This is a genomic window from Photobacterium makurazakiensis (assembly GCF_050336715.1).
GTDB classification, from domain to species: domain Bacteria; phylum Pseudomonadota; class Gammaproteobacteria; order Enterobacterales; family Vibrionaceae; genus Photobacterium; species Photobacterium makurazakiensis.
Genome location: NZ_JAKJSJ010000051.1, coordinates 1 through 19924, shown reverse-complemented (window position 1 = coordinate 19924; position 19924 = coordinate 1). Strand labels below are relative to the sequence as shown.

The following is a 19924-nucleotide window of genomic DNA, read 5'->3' as shown; positions in this document are numbered from 1 at the left end:
AAGTTATCAAGACGTAACCAGATCAATTTTTTTTAGCATTAACCTGATAATCTCAGTGGCAGATCAATAATTATTAAGGCCTATCATCATGGACATGACTAACGCACAACGCTTAATTCTATCTAACCAGTACTATCTGATGTCTCAGATGAACCCAGAAAACGAAGCAAAGTACCGTCGACTACAAACAATTGTCGAACGTGGTTACGGGCTTCAAATGCGTGAGCTTGATAAAGATTTTGGTGATCTACCAGAGCAAGCTTGCCGCAATGTTATCGACTTCATGGAAATGTACCATGCCTTACAAGAGTCGTTCAAAATGCTTACTGATGAAAATCAACAGCAGGTTGATCAACGTCGTCTGCAATTTTTAGGCTTTGATATAGCGACAGAATCTCAACTGGTACATTACGTGCGCTTCCTAGCAGAAGAAGAGGGGCTATATCCGCAGTTCGATAAAGCTGATCACCACTTCAACAGCCAAATACCGATGCTAGATAAGTACCAACGTATGCTACAAGCATGGCGTGGCTGCCCTCGCCAGTACCACTTATGTGCAACTGAAATTCAGCAAATTCAAAACGCGTAAGTTTTATTTGTTTTAGAGCACAAAACGGAGCGGGTTTACGCTCCGTTTTTTATTCCATAAATAAAAAGTGTGACGCCAAACAATATTAGCCTCAAAAATGGGTTAAAAGCACCTCAAATCTTACTAGCCCGTTCATAAAATCGCTAAGCGCCTAATAAATTAAAGGGCGGCTATTTTTTTCCATGTCGACGCCCCTCATAATAAGAATCCTGATAATAATGAATGATTCTACCTATGATGCGAATTATACAATTTTGCTTTGCGGCACTATTAATCTTGACTCCGGGCTTTGCCGCATCAACCAACCAATTGATCATTCTGACGACTTTCACCAAAGAATCACTTCAGCCAACACTTGACCAATTTCAACAACACTACCCTGAAGTGCGTTTTACAATATTGCATCGCCGTGAAACATCGGGCTTACGTCTACTAGAAGATAGCCAGCACGATATTGATATTGTTATTTCATCCTCTTTATCGCTTTTTCTCCCCCTAAGTCAGCAAAACCGCATTTTGCCACTTAAAGCACTAAACTATGATTCTGCAGTTCAGCAGCAGCGATTACTGCCCCACACCCTCAATAATGTCGCGGTATTTGGCTATTCTGGCTACGGGATAATGTGGAATAAAGACTACCTCGCCAAGCATCAGCTTCAATTGCCAAGCTCTTGGGAAGAACTCGCGCACCCGCAATATTTTAGACATTTAGTCATGAGCAGCCCTTCCCGCTCAGGTACAACCCATATTATGGTTGAAAGTATTCTCCAACAGCATGGATGGAAAGAGGGTTGGGAGTTACTGCTTAAAATTGGTGGAAACCTCGCATCCGTTTCAGCTCGAAGCGATGGCGTTAGTGACGTTATTGCCCGAGGGTTAGCCGGTATTGGCCCTGTGGTTGATAGCTTTGCTTATGAAAGCCAGCAACAATTCCCGTTCATTGGCTTTCAATATCAGCCCTCGAGCCCATTGCTACCGAGTTATATTGCCGCCCTGCCAAACATCAACCAAGCGATACATACCTTAGCATTCGTTAAATACCTCTTATCTGATGAAGTACAAGAAACACTCTCTGTTAGCTCGATGAATAAATACGCTCTGAACCAAGAAATGGCACAGCCGTATGACGTTGTATCAATTAATCATGTACTCATGCAGCAACGAGCAAAGTTGATAAAAATACTTTTTGAACAAACGATAAACCGTCAATTGATCCGGCTGAACCAAGCGTGGCAATTAATCCATGAAGTTAAAAAGTTACCTCATTTACCCCCGGAACAACAACGTATGTTTAACCTCGCGGTTAAGCTGGCATCTACGCCACCAATCACTGAATTTCAGTCAAAATCAAATACATTGCTGCAATCAATTTCAATGTCACCTCGCCATATAGAAACAACGCAGTTAGCTCGACAGTGGCAAAGGATGATGACAGATCAACTCGAACAAGCCATTGCTATTTGTGAGAACATTATCGATGAAGCAGGTAAAAGATCGTGATATTAAAACGCAATACCATTGGCAACCGGCTTATTGGTTCTATTGCTTTGATGGCACTGTTAACCGTTAGTGTTAGCCTAATTGCGATTATAAATTGGGAGAGCCTCGACGACCGTATCCAAGGGTTAGTTGAGAAGAATATTCCAACCCTACGTGCAAGTTATCAACTTGAACGCAACACCGCAGGGTTACAAGCTGCACTCAATTTATTGAGTAATAATACTGATCCGATCATGCACGCTGATCTCAAGCAAAATATTAATGAAAAATTGGCGCAAATCAGCCTCGCCATTAACCAAGCAAACAACCTGACCTTTCATCCCGCCATAAAAAGCGAACATGAAACGCTATTAACTGATATTCAAGAATATGCCCACTTACTTTACCAGCGAAATACTCACCTCAATGTATTGGCGCAAACCGAAAATAATATTAAATGGCTTCACCAAGATTTAATTGACGAGCTTACGCCTATACGTCAAGAAGTTGAGTGGCAACTCACGCGTATGCTGCCTAATGCCATAGTTTCAAGCACTATTAATGATGTCATGACTGAGTTTTCATTGATCCAGTCAATTACCGTTAAAGAAAATGAACTTCATCAATTGGTGCAGGAAATTATTCTCCAAAGACAAGAGAGAGATATTGCTAATGCTTTTTACTTCATCGGCTACAAAACCGAAGAAGTCAGCAAAATGAGCCAAAATCTTAGCCATTATCCATCAACCACGTCTTACCGGCAGTTGCTGCAGGAGTTGATCACAATTGTTGAGCCGGGAGGTTTTCTAGAAGAACAGCTGATAATCGATAATGATTTATTTCGTGCGATTAGCCAATATCAAGAAAAAATACAAACACGGCTCAATTACCAAGAAGCGCTGATTCAAGCCATGGTTGAACAAGAAGATGCTTCACTTCATGCCCTAAATGAAAAAACTCGCCAAGCAATCACCATCAGTAATTTCATTCTTTTTGGTATGGTGATAGTGACACTCTTCCTCTCGGTCATGCTTTCAATTTACCTGGTTGGTAAGGGCATTGTTAAACGACTAAATATGCTCTCGCAAGACTTATATGCCGTCGCGAACAACCAACACAATGCCACAATTCAGGTAACCGGCGATGATGAAATAGGTTTACTGGGTGACAACCTGCGTCACTTCTGCCGTCAAATGCAAGAAATGCAGCAGAGCAATGCCCTAAACCTCATCAACAATACACAAGCGAGCATAATAACCTGTGACTTAAATGGCATTATTGAATCGGTTAACCCGAGTGCTCAGGCGCTATTTCAACATAACTCAGCCCCCGTAAATCGCGCGTTATGGGAGCTGTTTAGCCCAACGATACACCAACGGCTAACATCTCTTTTTTCGACCTCTAGCCCACTGTTCACTAAACGCGGATGTAACCTCACCATCAAGCAACACCAAGAGCATAGCGTTGGCAAACAGCAAGATTGTTTATATCTCAGGCTTGATTTTCGCTTATTCCAACAAGGAAAAAAAGACAAGGTGATCATCACGATGACGGATATCACTGAGCAAGAAAATGCCGCTCGTTGGTTAGAGAAAATGGTGCGAGAAAAGACCTATTCACTCACCAACCGTAACCGGCAACTGAAAGCAGAAGTTGAAGACCGTAAACGCGTTGAAGCGGATTTACGTGCAACCCAAGATGAATTAATTCAAGCCGCTAAAATGGTGGTGGTTGGACAAACAATGACGTCACTGGCTCACGAGCTTAACCAGCCACTCTCTGCTATTTCAACCCATGTTTTTACCGCTCGAATGGCACTGGAAAAGCAACGCTTAGATCAACTCCCTATCAGCATTGGCAAAATAGATAATTTAGCCTCACGAATGGCAAGGATCATCGCCAGCCTGAAAAGTTTCTCGAAAAAACAAACGGCAGGTAATACGTTGAAAAAAGTTGATATTGCCGACTCACTTCAGCAATCAATGATGATTGTTGAAAGCCGAGCAAAGATGCAGCAAACCACCATTTCAAATCAATTAAGTCAGCCGTTACATTGCCTTGCCGATCAAGTGCAACTCGAACAAGTGCTCGTTAACCTGTTAGTGAACAGCTGTGATGCCGTCGCTGGCTGCAAACAGCGACAGATTAGTATCGAATCCCTAGACAGTCATGGCGGTTGCCGCCTTGCTGTATGCGACAGTGGCAATGGATTTGCCACTGAAATTATAGAAAAGCTATTTGTCCCATTTACCACCACCAAAGAAGTCGGTCTAGGCCTTGGACTCAGTATCTGCCGTTCAATTATGAACCGCTTTAATGGTGAGATTTATCTTGCTTCAACCCTTCAAGGGGGGGCAATGGTCGTGTTGGAGTTAAAAGAATATGATAATGAATAATGATATTGAGGTGTTGCTCATCGATGATGACCAAGACGTCCTTGACTCATACCAGCAGTTACTTGAAATATCGGGTTATAAAGTAAAATCCCTTACCGACCCGACGCAAGTCACCTCGTTATTGCATAAAGACTGGCCCGGTGTCGTCGTAACAGACATGTATATGCCTGGTTTAAGCGGTATGGATTTACTTGAACACATTAAAACATTGGATGCTGAGTTACCTGTTATCATGATCACAGGTCACGGTGATATCCCAATGGCAGTCGATGCCGTTCGTCGTGGTGCGCTAGATTTCTTACAAAAGCCACTGCAACCTGCAGAACTGCTTTCGTTACTGGAAAAGCATCTTCCGGTACGCAAGCAAAAGATTGATCAGCGTACAACCCTAACCCAATCTGCAAGTGAAGTATTATTAGGTGATAGCCCGCTAACCATCAAAATAAGGGATAAAGTCACCCAGATAGCGCTAACCTCTAAAGATGTACTCATCGAAGGTGAAAACGGAACAGGCCGCCACACTGTCGCAAAGCTACTTCATCAAAGCAGCACCACCAGCCAAGGTCCTTTTGTAACAACACAAGGTCAAAACATAACCTGTACCGCTGATTTGCAGCGAGCGATGATCTCGGCACGGGGTGGCAGTATCAGTTTAAACAACCTGCACTTAATGCCAGTAGAAACTCAACAATGGCTATGCCGATTCTTACTGGAGCAAGAGCGCCAGAACAAAAAAGAAGTTCGTGTGCTCGCTATTACAGGTATTAACCCAGAATCATTAGTCGAACAAGACAACTTATTACCAGAGCTATTTTACTTTTTAAGCCAAGTGCGATTCCACCTGCCTACATTGAAACAACGTACTTGCGATATCACCCCTTTGTTTAAGTACTTTTTAAAGCAGAGTTGTCAGAAACTCAATAAAACCGTACCAAGCATCGACAAGGCTTATATCAATACACTCAATCGCCATGAATGGAGTGGTAATGTATTAGAGCTCAAAAACGTTGCGGAGCTCTATGCCATTGGTATTGTGAAATTAGCCGGACAAGACCGCACCAAACCACTGGATCAAATGAGTAGCCCCCTCGATGACTTAGTGGATAGTTATGAAAAACAAGTCATCGAAGATGCGCTGTATTTATTTGCAGGCCGTATTAATGACGTGTCTAATTACCTGCAAATACCACGTAAAAAGCTTTATCTACGGATGAAAAAGCACAACCTTGATAAAGCTGAATATAAAGTGGGTGGATAATACCAACACTGATTAACGTTATAATCCCACCCAAAAGCCAGCACAAGGTGCTGGCTTTTCGATAACAAAAAAGGCTTTTTTAGACATTCAGCGCATTAGTATTCGTAACGCAGGCCGAGGAACATGTAGTCATCGTCGGCATCACCCGAATAAGCACCTTCACCATCTCTAAATACATAGCTTCCAAATACCGACGAACGGGCAGTCAGACGATATTGCGCTTCGAGGGTAGCATCACTCAATTCAAGCTCATCGGCACTATTATCTAACCAACGATAACCCGCACGAAGTACCCACTCATCATTCAGATCATAAACGGCGGTCACTTCAACTACTTCATCTTTACTTTTAAGGCCGCTACCTGCATCCACTTCATCTTCTGAGTAAATCACACCGAGCACTAAATCATTGATGTAATAGCTGGCACCGACCCCCCAAACATAGTAATCCAGATCGCGGTTATCACCTTCATCAACCTGATAAACAGCCACGGGTGCCAGTTTACCGGCATTACCCAAATTGAAGGTATAACGTAAAGCAATGTTATAACCAGTGTCTAAATCAGATTCACTGTTACCAAGAATATAAGCCACCGAGACATCAAGATAATCGTAGCTGTTTTGATACTGCAAAGTGCCATCTTGACGGAACACCTGAGTCGCCGTTGAATCAACTCTACCAACCTGTCGAGCAATCGCAATATCGGATGCAGCAAAGACATCAACAATGTCGGTGAACATGATCAAGCCCGAAGCCACACGTCCACCAGTGAATCGACCATAATTATCAGCATCGATACCCGCCCAAACATAACGAGCTGTAAAGTCACTAGAATCAGGGTCGAGGCTATTAGCAAACTCAGCCGCTCCTACCTGATATTCAGCCCAGCCAATCACCGAGACTTGGTCATTCACCGTTTGCGAGCCGCCAAGCCCAACACGTGCATCGAATTTGCCTTTGACATCCTCTTCACCTTTATCGGTCACGTTGAATGCCAAGCGACCATACACATCAATGGTGGAGCCATCTTCACCTTGGTAGATCGTACCTGCTTGTGCAAAACCTGTACCCAACAATGCCGGGATTACCACTGCTAATGCTACTTTTTTCATGTTCAACTCCTGTTGTACATTTTTATTGTCGAGGCAATCATTTGCCTCGTTAGAGCACGTGCTGATAACTAAACAATCAATACTAAACAGATATATCAAGCACTTAAATGCGCCTATTTAGCATAGTACAGATATTTCAGTGGTGAATATTTATTGAACTTTTATGCAGTATTGAAAATGAAGTGGCTTAAACGCTGATATATACGGTAAGAAGCAGAAAGCAGAAAGCAGAAAGCAGAAAGCAGAAAGCAGAAAGCAGAAAGCAGAAAGCAGAAAGCAGAAAATTAGAAACAAAAAAGGAAGGCAAAGCCTTCCTTTCTCTATTCATTCAATATCAAACAAGCTTAGAAGCCGTAAGATGCACCGAATACGAATGCATTGTTATCGTTGTCACCTTGATTACGGTACTCAACGTAAGGCTGAACACCCTGACGGTTCCAAGTAGCACGAAGCTCGTGATCCATAACTTCAGCGTCAATCATGTAAACATTGTTGTATGACAGGCCAACTTCCATATCTGTTAGGTTGTAAGCAATGCGGTTATCCATACGGTAATCGGTATCGTTATCAGCATCAGTTGCATCAATGTGTGCACGTGTACGGTTGCTGATTGCAATACCGTTGTCGAAGTTGTAGCCAATTTTTACCAGTGGACGGTATTGGATAGATTCACCAGCCTGGATAAGATGTTGGTAACCCGCGGCAACCCATAGGTTATCAGTAACGTTGAACGCCTGCTCACCACCAACAGTAACATATGCAGATGATGCATCATTCTCAAGATCACCAATTTGAATACCATCAAACTCAGTGTACACCGTCAAACCACCAATGGCGTTAGTGAACGTATGGCCAGCTTCTAGCGTAGAAGTAACACTTGAACCATGAAATGCTTTGTTATCATGGAACTGCAAGTTACCTGTTACGTAAGATGACGCCATTGCGCCTTGTGTCATAAGTAGTGCTACTGCGCCTAGTGCAAAACGTTTCATTCTGGAACTCCTAAAGTATTATTCACGCGGCTTTTTGCCTGCATTTTATTTTTTTACGGCTAAAATTATCATTCACGGATTGGATAGGATCGACAATGAACACAAACCAATACTGATAATCGATAACGGCAATATAAAATATCGCCATGCCGACACCTTTAAAATTAACCACCATGAGTAATGATTAGATCAAGGGATAGAGGAAGTTAACCCGCTTCCTTTGAGGAGCAAAATAACCCAGAAAGCTGAACATGAGCTGAACGAATATTGCGCTTATCTATTTAAAATATATCTGTGATCCAGCCATAATTTCGGAGCGTGAAATATGTGATCAATCTCCTTTCATCCCTTCGCTTGCAGGCGTATATAGGGGGCGTTTACAATGGTGACATACTCATTACGCTCGGTAACACCTATGTCATATCAATGCCCGCTATGTCACTCATCGCTCAGTCAGCAAGCCAATACATGGTGCTGCAGCAACAACCATCAGTTTGATTTAGCCAAGGAGGGATATGTCAACTTAATGCCCGCACATCACAAGGGTTCTAAAAACCCCGGTGATAACAAAGAGATGATGCAATCCCGCAGAGCATTTCTTGAAGCTGGCCATTACCATGCTTTACGTAATACCGTCATCGATGTACTTGAACTGTACTTGCCAGAGCAAGCAGAAAACCTTTTGGATATTGGTTGCGGTGAAGGTTATTACACTTCTGGCTTTGCCGAAGCATTGCAGACACACCCATCATTAGAAGTACATGGGCTTGATATTTCTAAGGTCGCGGTTCGCTATGCGGCTAAACGTTATAAGCAATGTCACTTCTGTGTCGCCTCTAGCCACCGCCTACCATTTGCCGAGCAATCGCTGGATGGTATCGTACGCATTTACGCACCTTGCAAAACTGATGAATTGGTTCGTACCGTAAAACAAGGTGGAATTGTTGTTACTGTTACACCCGCAGCACGCCACCTCTATCAACTCAAAGAGCTGATTTATAATGATGTTAAGCTTCATGATATGGCAGTTGAAGCCATCGATGGTTTTGAGCTTATTGAAGACAAGCAATTACATTATGAGATGACATTGAATGGTGAAGAAGCGACGGCCTTGATGCAGATGACACCTTTCGCTTGGAAAACCAGCGACGCTATTTGGCATCAGCTAGCGGCAAGCAAGCAGTTCAGTTGCGAAGCTGATTTCTCAATTCGGGTTTACCGCAAACGCTAACTGGTTTAGCCCCACCACTCAATAGGTGATATTGATTATCGATAGCATTTGATAATCAATATCAACTCCTTTATTATCGCGCCACTGTCTATAATTTCCTTTTGCATAACCACATAATTTAAATCTGTGGCTTCTAATGCGTATTCTGAATAACAGGTGTTGCGATAAATGAATAAATGGCTTTCTCTTGGGTTGATCAGTCTATTAACAGGGTGTGCTGCCCAGCCTTCTTTAACTCAATCAACCACTCCCCCTCCATCAACATTTTATGATTACACCATACACTCACCGCAGGGTGATACTTTGCCCTTAGAGGCGCTCGCGGCTGAGTTAAAAGAGGCTGACATTGTCCTGGTGGGTGAGTGGCACGGTCACCCTGCCGCCCACCTGTTACAAGCTCAGTTATTTGCAGCCTTATACGCACAGAATACTGATCTCACACTATCGATGGAGCAATTCACTCGTGATAAACAACATGTTATTAATCAATATTTGGAGGGTGAAATTGGTGAAAAAACATTGATAAAAGAAGGCAACGCATGGCCAAATTATATAAGTGACTATCGTCCATTAGTTGAGTTTGCTAAACAAAATCAGCTAGATGTAATTGCAGCCAATGCACCTAAATCGATTGTACGTTGCATCGGTCAGCAAGGTGCGGATTACCTAGAACAACTGCCAGCCGTTGAACGAAAGTGGGTGGCCAATGACCTGACATTAGAAAATGATGCTTACCGAGCAAAGTTTAATGCCTCAATGCACCATGGCGACGAAGAAAAAACCAAGCGTCAGTTTGCGGCCCAAACAGCATGGGATGACACCATGGCTGAAAGCATGGTGAATTACCTGGCACTCAACCCCAACAAACAAATTATCCATACTGCAGGGCTATTTCATGTCGCGGAAGGCCTTGGCACGGCATCAAGAATAAAAGCGCGGAACCCTGAACTAAAAGTCATGATGGTAACCCCGGTTACAGAGAAAGCAAACGTGGCTGAGGGAGCACCAGATTACACCGTTAATGTCATGCCAATCCCGACTAGCTACGTTAACGAAGATAAAATGAAAGCTGCAATGAAAGAAATATATGGCCGCAATAACGATTTGAAGTGTTATCAACCAAAAGAAAAGTAGTTTGATTAACTGACCTTCCATAGAAAGAATTGAACCCCACCGGCGGCCAAGCTTGTGGGGTTCATGGGAGGAGATAAGCTAGTATCTCTAGCACCTTGCGGCACATAAACAGTATCGGGCTTAAGACCTTGCTAGAAACTGAATATGAGTCGCGAACACAACGACATCCGCCACAATTTAAGAACAACTCCCTCAAAATACCCAGTTCAAACACCTCTTTTATTGGCTCCTTCCTCAAATAAGCATATTCCGCCGCGTTTAAAAAATACTAAAGGTAGATATCCATGCTTATTGAAATAAGAGCTCATATTATCTGGATTACTGTTCCCTATTCAGCAATAAAAATTACATCAATGTTTAATTTTTGTTAAAATTTATATGTTCTTTTTATCCTCTTTACGATAAAACATTATTCCAAGAGGTCATAGTTTCAAGCAGCTACAAGTTGCCGAACTCAGCAACTTGAAATGACTTCTTGAAATGACTTGGTATGAACTAAATAATCACAGCAGGGAGCGAACGAGAATGGAATTCAAAAAAAAGAAATTACTGACTGCCGTTTGTATTGCAGCCTCATTGGCACTTACATCAACATCAGTTTTAGCTGATGTTGCCAAAGTGGCAGTATCACAAATTGTTGAACACCCAGCACTTGACGCGACCCGAGATGGATTACTCGCAGGGCTAAAAGAAAAAGGCTATGTTGAAGGTGAAAACCTTGAGTTCAGCTATCAAACGGCACAAGGTAACCCAGCCATTGCGGTTCAAATCGCAAAACAATTTGTCGGTGAACGTCCAGACGTATTGGTCGGCATTGCAACGCCAACCGCACAAGCATTGGCCGCATCCACCCGCTCCATTCCTGTCGTCTTCACCGCAGTCACCGATCCTGTCGGGGCTAAGCTGGTAAAAAACATGGATAAACCAGCAGGTAATGTCACAGGGCTTTCCGATTTATCCCCAGTCGCCCAGCACGTTGAACTCATGCAAGAACTGCTTCCTGAAATGAAAAGCATTGGTGTGGTATTCAACCCAGGTGAATCAAATGCCGTTGCACTCGTTCAACTGTTACGTGCAGCAGCAGAAGAAAAAGGGTTAACCGTTGTTGAAGGCACAGCACTCAAAAGTGCAGATGTTCAATCTGCCGCACAAATTGTGGCTTCGAAAGTCGATGTTATCTACGCGCCAACCGACAACACTGTCGCCAGTGCGATTGAAGGCTTAGTGAACGCCGGAAATCAAGCGAAGACCCCTATTGTAGGCGCTTCAACCACCTACATTGAAAGTGGTGCACTTGCCGCACTTGGCTTTGATTACTATCAAGTCGGTGTACAAACCGCAGATTATGTTGCCGCCTTACTAGAAGGGAAAAAAGTCGCTGAATTACCTGTGACCGTTGCCAAAGGGTCTGACTTGGCACTCAACCAACAAGCCGCGAATAAGCTTGGGATCACATTCCCATCGTCAATGATTGAACGTGCGACATCTATCGCTAAATAAATCACCAAATGTTAGCTTCCGGCGTTCACGCCGGAAGCACAACATCATCACTCTGTATTAAAAAGACAAGGGGAATAAGGATGTCTTTCTTTGCCTTTATCGGAACCTTAGAGATCGGCCTCGTTTATGGCTTGGTCGCATTGGGGGTCTACCTCACCTTCCGCGTACTAGATTTTCCAGATCTCAGTGTTGACGGTAGCTTCCCGATGGGTGCTGCCGTTGCCGCTACCGCAATTGTCTCGGGGGTTAACCCTTGGGTGGCAACGCTGCTCGCCATTTTCGCTGGTGGACTCTGTGGCCTTGTCACTGCCTTTCTTGCCGTTCGCTGTGGCATTCTTCATTTGCTCGCCAGTATTCTGACCATGATCGCAGCATTTTCCATCAACATTCGCATCATGGGTCGCCCCAATCTCGCCCTGTTAGGCGAAGACACTATTTTTACCCCGTTTGAGATCATGGCCTTTGACATGGGCTTGGATGAAGGTTTGCTTCGTCTTGCTATCGTACTACTGCTTGTATTAGCCAGCGCATGGTTTATTACCCGTTTGCTAGCCAGTGACTTTGGACTTGGACTACGTGCAACAGGTGTAAATAGCCGTATGGTCAATGCCCAAGGTGGTAATACCGCACTCTATACCTATTTGGGTTTGGCGCTGTCTAACGGCTTGGTGGGCTTTTCTGGCGCATTGTTTGCCCAAACCAACAGCTTTGCTGATGTCACCTCTGGTGTGGGTACCATTGTTGTTGGCTTGGCCGCGGTGATCTTGGGTCAAACCTTGCTTCCTGGGCGTAAAATTTGGGTTGCCGTGGTCGCGGTAATACTAGGATCAATACTCTATCGCCTTGCCGTCGCCTTTTCACTCAGTAGCGGAATGTTTGGCTTACAGGCGTCTGATCTAAACTTAATCACCGCCTTGCTGGTTGCCGCCGCACTCATTGCCCCACGTATGAAGAGCCGCTTTCAACGCAAAACGAAAAAAAAAGCACTGAGTACTAAAAAGTTAGCCTGAGTCGGATAAGGGAATAACATGATTGAGCTAAACGATATTCGCGTTACCTTCAACGAAGGCACTATTTTAGAAAACCAAGCCCTAAAAGGGATTTCACTGACCGTACCTGAAAAACAATTTGTCACGGTGATTGGCTCTAATGGCGCCGGTAAATCAACCCTACTCGGCGCCGTAAGCGGTGAAACACCCATGGTCGGTGGGCAAGTGCTCATTGATCATGTTGATGTCACCGACAAATCAGTGCATCAACGCGCCCAATATGCCGCAAGGGTTTTCCAAGACCCACTCGCAGGCACTTGTGGTTCATTGACCATCGAAGAAAATATGGCACTGGCTTACAAACGAGGCAGCAACCGAAGCTGGAAGCTAGCGTTGTCATCAAGCCGGCGCAAACTGTTTCAAGAGCGTATAAGCATACTTGGCCTTGGCCTAGAAGACAGACTTAGTGATAGCATCGGTTTACTCTCTGGTGGACAACGCCAAGCCGTCAGTTTGGTGATGGCAACGTTAGCCGACAGTAAGCTACTCCTGCTTGATGAGCACACTGCCGCACTCGACCCTCGCATGGCTTCATTTGTATTGGCCTTAACCAATAAGGTGGTTCAGGAATTCGATCTAACCGTGATGATGGTCACTCACTCGATGAAAGATGCCTTAGCTTATGGTGAACGCACGGTTATGTTACATCAAGGCCAAATTGTTCTTGATGTTGATGGTCCAGAACGTGCTCAAATGGATGTAAAACAACTACTGGAAATGTTCAGTAAAGTACGTGGTGAAGAGTTAGCCGACGACAGTTTATTACTAAGTTAACAATAGATATCACTTCTTCATCGCTACAAGAGCAGATTTAAAGTAAAATATCTGAAGTGCCTTTGGTCTGTTGTCCTTTCGCGTGTAATCCTTGAAAAAGGGTAAACGTAAAAGGCCTACAGACCTTTGTTTATCAGGCCTTTTTAACTTTAGGAAACTCATGAAAAAAACATTTGCTTTAACTCACCCAAAAAAAGCTGTACCACGCGTTGTAGAAGCAGTGAAACACGAAGTAAAAAAATACCTACGCCGCGAGCGTAACAAAACGCTACCCGCTGGTGCCGATTACTGGGATTTTGATTGTAAGTTTGGTCATACCGAGCAGGAAGCAAAGGTTATCCACGTTAAAGAAATCAACAAATTCGTTGATGAAGCTGAAGCACTAGCACTGACTTCATTCTATCTTGAGATCTTGGCTAAGCCAGCCGTTCGCACAAGACGAGAAGAAGAAGACGAAGAGTAATCGCCCGTTTTCTTGACAGAGCCACGCATGAGCGTGGTTTTGTCATACCTTCTTCCCTACCGATACCTATAGCAATACCCTCCCGCTTTTAATGCCAATATAACCTTCAACGTAATATTCTCCGCAACAGCGGCAAAGCATTTTTCCGCCCCTTTACATACATACATGTATGTATATATCATATGAGAAATCACTCTTAACCAGAGCAACACAATGAATCGTCGTACCATTACTGCCAAAGCATGGCTGTTGTTACCTCTCGGGCTGTTATTACTCACTGGCTATCGCTTTTCACAATTGGAAGATAGCACTCAATTACAGCCACAAGCTCCCCATGCTGTGAAGGTACAAACAGAACAGCTCACCCCTGAACGATTAACAGGCTGGGCTTTCTCAGAAGGGACGGTTCAGGCCTATCGTAAGGCATTTCTCGATTTTGAAATGCCAGGCAAAGTTGTTGCGATTAGTAAACTGGAAAATGGCACACAGCTACGCGAAGGCGTTAGGGTCTTTGGCCCCGATGAGACCGTTCAACGTGGACAACTTTTAGCACAAATCGATAGCCGCCAAAATTCCGCATCCGTGACAGCACTTGAGGCACGGCTGCAAGCAGTACGAGCGCAAAAGCAAGAAGCACAAGCTCGATTACAACAAGCAGAAAATGACTTAGCACTCTCCCGTCAAAACTTTGCCCGTATGGAAGAAGTCTATGAACGTGGTGTGATCTCACAAGATGAATTCGAGCGCAATAAAACCGCATTACTCAATGCTCAGTCTATCGTAAAGATGAGCCACAGTGCTCTCGATGCTATTGAATCAGACATTCTGAGTGTCTCTGCCGACATTAACCGCGAAACCGTCAGCTTAGAAAAAACCAGCCTTTTTGCCCCTTTCAACGGCTATATTGCCGCCATGAATATCCGAGAAGAAAACCACTACTACCCACCAGCTGGCATTACTTCAAACCGTGATCGCGAAGCGAGCAGTGCCATTGTCGTTGTTGATGATAGCCTACTTGAAATCCAGCTAGAGTTACCGGTTGAAGACACCCGTCAACTAGAAGAAGGTCAAACGGTCTACCTCGCCAGTGACGATTCAACCCTCTACCAAGCAGAAGAAGCGCAGTTTCTGGGCAGCGATATCGTCACCGGTACGATTTGGTCGGTCAGCCCAACGATTAACCTTCAACGCCGCTCTCAAACCGTAAAAGTAAGAGTCGACAATGACCAGCAACAGCTCATCGATGGGGAGTTCGTTCGCGCTTGGATAGCCACAACAGTCGTTGATAACGCCATCTCATTGCCTATTTATGCTATCTCGTTCCGAAGCGGTAACGCTTTTGCTTTTATCGTGAATGACAATGGCCTAGTTGAAGAGCGCCAGTTAACGTTGGGCCTACAAGGTCTGCGCCGCATTCAAATTATTGACGGACTCAATGATGGCGAGCAAGTCGTTACCCGAGGCCAACACCTGCTAATAAATGGTAGCCCTGTGGAAGTCGTAGGAGCGATCCAATGAGGCCGATAGCACGTAAACTATTTGTCCAGACACTCGTCGCCAGGCTCTTACTTGGCATGGTTGTGCTTGCAGGTCTGCTGTCATACAACAGCATGGTACGCGAGAATTATCCAGACCTTGAGATCCCGCAAGCGATCGTTATGACCTTCTGGCCGGGCGCTGCCCCTGAGCAGATCGAAAAAGAGATCACCAAGCACCTTGAAGATGAAATCCGCAGCTTAAAAGGACTAAAATCCTTTTCTAGCGGTTCGTATAACTCATACTCAATTGTCGCCGTGGAATTTGATGCCGACATGCCTATGAGTGAAGCAATGCAATTATTGCGGGCAAGTGTCGATAAAGCGGAAGCTGAATTCCCCTCTGACAGTAGTATTGAAAAACCTGACATCGAAGAAATGTCAGTCTCAAATATGCCAGTGATCAGCTGGGTCCTCAGTGGTGATGTCGATGACATTCTACTTTCAGATACCGCAAAACAACTCGAAACACAATTTGAAAACTTACCGCTGGTTAAAAAAGTTAACCTCAACGGTATGCGAGAAAAAAGCCTACACATTCGTCTGCGCATGGACAGGCTACGCGATCTTGGGATTTCACCTCTGCTGATCCGTGAGCGCCTACAAGCGGCAAACCATGATATGGCATGGGGCGAATTTGAATCAGATGAAAATACATTCAACCTATATCTATCTGGCCGCTTTGTTACCGTTGAACAGGTTCGCCAACTACCGATCACACGCTTAGGTGATAACCGCCCTGTTCGATTAGGTGAATTAGCCGAAGTCAGCCACCGCTTGGATCGTGAAGTCAGCCGTACCTTCTTCAGCCTCAATAACATGCCGTTCGAACCCGGCATCACACTGGATGTATTAAAACAGCCAGGTGCTGATACCTTTGCGGTTATTGATTCTACCCAGAAAAAAGTCGACCAACTCATGAGTCGTTCAAGTTGGCCACAAGGTTTGTCGCTATCCCGCGTTAGCGATGATGGTGAGCTTATTGAGCTGGCATTTAATGATATCTCGGGGTCAATGAAACAGGCGGTCGTGATCGTCTTTCTTGTCTTGATGTTGCTGCTTAGCTGGCGTGAGGCATTAATTGCAGGCATTGCCTTACCCGTGACTTTACTGGCAACGCTGGCGGTGATGGCAAGCTTTGGCTACTCCTTCAATTCGATGATCATGATTGGCATGGTGCTCGCGCTTGGCTTGATGGTCGATGTCTATATCCTGGTGATGGAAGGCATGCATGAAGGGTTGTATGTTAAAAAACTATCATTTGCTGACGCAGCAATGGAAACCGTTCGCCAATTTATTCTGCCAGCAACCGCAGGACAACTCACCACCATATTAGCCATGGTACCAATGATGATGGTGGGTGGCATTGATGGTAAGTTCATTCGTATTTTGCCGATTACTATCACGGTTACTCTATTGATCAGCCTGTTTATTGCTTTCCTGATCTGTATTCCGCTGTCGCGCTACATGTTAGAAAAGGCTGTTGATAACGATAAAGAGTTGCTGATTGATAAACTTTCTCGACGCTACCGTCATCAGTTACGTCAGTGGCTCAACGCTTATGTACTAAAGAGTAAACGTCATGCCGGCGCATGGGTTGGTGGCACATTGATGTTGTTTGTCGCCAGTATCGTGCTGGTCGGCATGATGCCATCAGAAATGTACCCAGAATCAGACGACCGTAAAATTGGGGTATCGCTGGTGTTGGCACCAGATTCAACACTGGAGCAATCACAGCGCGCAGCAGATAAGGCAGGAGAATTTCTGCGCCAACAGCCGTGGATTGAAAAAGTCATTACTTATGTCGGGGCAAAAAGCCCAATGACAACCGCCTCGTTGAATGACGCCCTATTACCGTCACAGGAGTGGAATCAGGTTGGCTTCAGTCTCACTCTTTACCCTAAAGATCAACGCGATAAACTGTCGTTTGAGTACTTGGAAGAAATTCGTTCGGGTATCTTAGAGGCGCTGCACGATGAACCTGGGATTGAAATTTCACTGGTACATATTGGTGGCAACCCTGATACATCGGCTCCGATCCAAATTGACTTAATCGGGCCTGACTATAATCAGCTGATTGCCATTTCAACAGAAGTTAAAAATGCCCTCGCACAGGTACCTGGTAGCAGTGACATTAATGACAACCTTGGACCCGCTCGCTATGAGGTACGCTTTAGCTTTAAACATGAAATGCTCAGCTTCCATCAACTTTCTGAGTCGGAGGTCTCTCAGCAAATTCGTATTGCGATGGAGCAAGATGAGATAGGCCACTACAAAATTGAAGGTATTGATGACGATGCTAAAATTCGCCTCAGCGTACTATGGCCAAGCCGTGGTGAATCATTAGGCGGGCCTCGCCACCTTTCTGAAATGCGCTTATTACATATTATTACTCAAGATGGGCGTTCGGTACCGTTAACCGACTTGGTTGATCACCAAATCGTCGAAACCCCACGTGTCTTTGTTCACAAAGAAGGGCAACGAGCTGTCACCGTATCATCACGCACCGAAGGACGAACAGCCAGTGAAGTGACCACGATTTTGATACCGCAGCTTGAGCAATTACAAGCACAGTGGCCAGACGGTTATCACTATCAACTGGGTGGCGAAATGGCCAAAGCCGATGAAAGCTATAGTGCAATGGGCTCCGCCTTCACCTTAGCAATGTTCTCGATCTTTGTATTACTGGCGTTAATGTTTAATTCCTTTGCTCAGCCTGCAATCATTTTACTGATCGTCCCGCTAGCACTGATGGGCACCTTCTTCGGCTACTTCCTATCCGGTACAGCCATGTCGTTTTCAGGCTTGATTGGTATCGTGTCATTGGCTGGTATCGCAGTAAACAACGGCATTGTCTTGGTCGACACCATGAACAGACACTTAAAACAAGGTGAAACAGTCGCCCAAGCCGCTGCTTATGGGGCAGCAGAACGTTTAAGGCCCATACTGAGTACTAGCCTAACGACGATCCTTAGCCTTCTGCCACTGGCATACAGTGATCCTCAGTGGTATCCATTATGTATGGCCATTATCTACGGCTTAGTCGCCTCAACCATCATTGCTATTGTTATCATACCGGCATTGTATATTCTGTTGACCAAACCACTAGACAGCCCTTTGGCACAAACGGCCTAACTCTAACTGGAGGTGTGTTACCACACCTCCAGCTACCGGAACATAAATATGGCAAGAAAAAGTAAAGAAGAAGCAGAACAAACTCGACTCTTATTGCTTGATACCGCAATGAAAGTCTTCTGTGAAAAAGGGTTGGTCAAAACCACACTCGCCAGTATCGCGACAGAGGCAGGACTCACTCGCGGTGCTATCTACTGGCATTTTAAAGATAAGGCCGATTTATTCGAGGCGTTATGGCAACAACAATCAACCACACTTCAAGATGCAGCAAAAAAACTTGAAGGCGCATCCGGCCAAACATTACGTGAAGGCGTACTTAATATCGCGAAAATCCTACTGACGGAAATGCGCGACAACCCAAAGATGGTGATGATCATGCAGCTTTCCTTACAAGGTTTTGCTGATGAAAGCCTACGGTTACGTTGCGTTGAAAAAGGGCAAGAAGATAAAGCAAAGGTTGAAGCCGCTATGCAGCAACTACAACAAGACAACATACTGCTGCCTCACCTAACGCCACAGGTTGCTGCGGTGATCTATGAGAGCATGTTGAGCGGTATTTGTGAGCAATGGATCATGTATAATTTCGGCTATCAAACCGACGAGCAACTCGATAAATATATCAAGTCGTTATCGCTCGCCTTATTTGTTAGATAGCCTTTTAGCCCGTTGGTTTTTATCAAAAAAGGCTAGAACCATCGTTCCAATGCACCTTTATCTAATTGTTTAAATGCACGATTAAGTACCTGCGCTAATTCAACGTAACGAGGATGAGATTTAACCGGTTGAAGAGCATGACCTTCACTGGTGATTTTCTCGTGAATTTCCCAATACCAAGTCGCCAGTGATGGGGGTAGATCCGTTCTGCTACGTTTACCAAGCCACCATAACCCTTGTAAAGGCATCGTTAGGGCAAAAAATGCCACTGCGATCGACTGTGGCAAAGCACCATAATTATCAAATGCCATCTGGCTAAGTACGCTCATCACGGCTACCGCAGGCATCACTCGAATAGCAAACTTTGTTGCCTTGATATAACGCTGCTCTGGAAATATTGCGGCTAACTCTTTTCGCATCGGCCAGGTTCTCATGTAGTCCTGTCCGTTACGGAAAGAATGCCAAATCGAATTTTGTTGAGTCATAAACCACCAAACATCAAAAAAAAAAGTAAGATTTAAAAAATAGCGATAACAAACTTGATTCAAATTAAATTATTCTAAAAATCTTTTTGTTATCTTGCTTAACAATCGCTATCCTAAGCGCGCCTTATCTAATTGTTG

General features: G+C 44.5%; 17 protein-coding genes. 13 read left to right on the top strand and 4 right to left on the bottom strand.

Features of this window, described 5'->3' with window-relative positions:
* Positions 1-88: 88 nt before the first annotated feature.
* The 4 genes from L4D09_RS20805 (at position 89) to L4D09_RS20790 (ending at position 5722) form a co-directional block, all read left to right on the top strand.
* Entirely contained in the window at positions 89-589 is a 501-nt protein-coding gene (locus tag L4D09_RS20805; RefSeq protein ID WP_428459450.1) for a YfbU family protein, read from the top strand.
* A gap of 234 nt (positions 590-823) precedes the next feature.
* Complete coding sequence (locus tag L4D09_RS20800) at positions 824-2089, top strand: extracellular solute-binding protein (protein ID WP_428459449.1); 1266 nt, start codon at positions 824-826, stop codon at positions 2087-2089.
* Positions 2086-4464, top strand: a complete 2379-nt coding sequence (locus L4D09_RS20795; RefSeq protein WP_428459448.1) for an ATP-binding protein — start codon at positions 2086-2088, stop codon at positions 4462-4464. The genes L4D09_RS20800 and L4D09_RS20795 overlap by 4 nt, the downstream gene beginning before the upstream one ends.
* Entirely contained in the window at positions 4451-5722 is a 1272-nt protein-coding gene (locus tag L4D09_RS20790) for a sigma-54-dependent transcriptional regulator (protein WP_428459447.1), read from the top strand. Before L4D09_RS20795 ends, L4D09_RS20790 begins: the two co-directional genes overlap by 14 nt.
* A 95-nt stretch (positions 5723-5817) precedes the next feature.
* Here L4D09_RS20790 and L4D09_RS20785 read toward each other — a convergent pair whose 3' ends face one another.
* From L4D09_RS20785 to L4D09_RS20775, 3 genes are all read right to left on the bottom strand, one after another.
* A complete protein-coding gene (locus L4D09_RS20785) occupies positions 5818-6834 on the bottom strand; it encodes a porin (protein WP_428459446.1) in 1017 nt (338 codons plus the stop codon).
* Between the two features lie 344 nt (positions 6835-7178).
* A complete protein-coding gene (locus L4D09_RS20780) occupies positions 7179-7826 on the bottom strand; it encodes an oligogalacturonate-specific porin KdgM family protein (protein WP_428459445.1) in 648 nt (215 codons plus the stop codon).
* A gap of 22 nt (positions 7827-7848) precedes the next feature.
* Positions 7849-7974, bottom strand: a complete 126-nt coding sequence (locus L4D09_RS20775; RefSeq protein WP_428459444.1) for a hypothetical protein — start codon at positions 7972-7974, stop codon at positions 7849-7851.
* 267 nt (positions 7975-8241) lie between these two features.
* Between L4D09_RS20775 and rlmA the strand changes: the two genes are divergently transcribed.
* The 9 genes from rlmA to L4D09_RS20730 all read left to right on the top strand — a co-directional run bounded on the left by rlmA (position 8242) and on the right by L4D09_RS20730 (position 19301).
* Positions 8242-9057, top strand: coding sequence for a 23S rRNA (guanine(745)-N(1))-methyltransferase (rlmA, locus tag L4D09_RS20770; protein ID WP_428459443.1), 816 nt, complete (start codon positions 8242-8244; stop codon positions 9055-9057).
* A gap of 168 nt (positions 9058-9225) precedes the next feature.
* Complete coding sequence (locus tag L4D09_RS20765; RefSeq protein WP_428459442.1) at positions 9226-10191, top strand: ChaN family lipoprotein; 966 nt, start codon at positions 9226-9228, stop codon at positions 10189-10191.
* A 525-nt stretch (positions 10192-10716) separates the two neighbouring features.
* Entirely contained in the window at positions 10717-11691 is a 975-nt protein-coding gene (locus tag L4D09_RS20760) for an ABC transporter substrate-binding protein (RefSeq protein ID WP_428459441.1), read from the top strand.
* 80 nt (positions 11692-11771) lie between these two features.
* The gene (locus L4D09_RS20755) at positions 11772-12701 is read left to right on the top strand and encodes an ABC transporter permease (RefSeq protein WP_428459440.1); all 930 of its coding nucleotides are present in this window, start codon (positions 11772-11774) and stop codon (positions 12699-12701) included.
* An 18-nt stretch (positions 12702-12719) separates the two neighbouring features.
* Positions 12720-13514 (top strand): ABC transporter ATP-binding protein, encoded by a 795-nt coding sequence (locus L4D09_RS20750; RefSeq protein ID WP_428459439.1) that lies wholly within the window; start codon positions 12720-12722, stop codon positions 13512-13514.
* Between the two features lie 160 nt (positions 13515-13674).
* Positions 13675-13977 (top strand): DUF6172 family protein, encoded by a 303-nt coding sequence (locus tag L4D09_RS20745; protein WP_428459438.1) that lies wholly within the window; start codon positions 13675-13677, stop codon positions 13975-13977.
* 213 nt (positions 13978-14190) lie between these two features.
* Positions 14191-15495, top strand: a complete 1305-nt coding sequence (locus tag L4D09_RS20740) for an efflux RND transporter periplasmic adaptor subunit (protein ID WP_428459437.1) — start codon at positions 14191-14193, stop codon at positions 15493-15495.
* Positions 15492-18647, top strand: a complete 3156-nt coding sequence (locus L4D09_RS20735) for an efflux RND transporter permease subunit (RefSeq protein WP_428459436.1) — start codon at positions 15492-15494, stop codon at positions 18645-18647. Before L4D09_RS20740 ends, L4D09_RS20735 begins: the two co-directional genes overlap by 4 nt.
* A 48-nt stretch (positions 18648-18695) precedes the next feature.
* Complete coding sequence (locus L4D09_RS20730) at positions 18696-19301, top strand: TetR family transcriptional regulator (protein WP_428459435.1); 606 nt, start codon at positions 18696-18698, stop codon at positions 19299-19301.
* Between the two features lie 32 nt (positions 19302-19333).
* Here the strand turns inward: L4D09_RS20730 and yfbV are convergent, their stop codons facing one another.
* On the bottom strand, positions 19334-19786 hold the full coding sequence (gene yfbV, locus L4D09_RS20725; RefSeq protein WP_428459434.1) for a terminus macrodomain insulation protein YfbV: 453 nt from the start codon (positions 19784-19786) through the stop codon (positions 19334-19336).
* Positions 19787-19924: the final 138 nt, after the last annotated feature.